Below are 261 nucleotides of genomic sequence, written 5' to 3' on the forward strand. Positions count from 1 at the left end.
TGGGGCTGGAACCTGATTTGCAGGTAGTTGCCGAGTTTGGTTCGGGGCGCGAGGCGCTGGCGGGGCTGCCGGGGCGCGGTGTGCAGGTGTGTATTTGCGATATCTCCATGCCCGATATCTCCGGTCTGGAGCTGCTAAGCCAGCTGCCGAAAGGTATGGCGACGATTATGCTCTCCGTTCACGACAGTCCTGCGCTGGTTGAGCAGGCGCTTAACGCGGGGGCACGCGGCTTTCTTTCCAAACGCTGTAGTCCGGATGAAC

1 protein-coding gene is annotated in these 261 nt (G+C 60.9%); it reads left to right on the forward strand.

All coding sequences use genetic code 11. The features are described 5' to 3' along the window. Positions 1-261, forward strand: a 261-nt coding sequence (locus tag SB756_RS31550; RefSeq protein WP_410913432.1) for a response regulator, incomplete at both ends; no start/stop codon positions are given.

Origin of the sequence: Pseudomonas sp. SIMBA_068 (genome assembly GCF_046534705.1) — a bacterium.
Classification (GTDB): Bacteria; Pseudomonadota; Gammaproteobacteria; order Pseudomonadales; family Pseudomonadaceae; genus Aquipseudomonas; species Aquipseudomonas putida.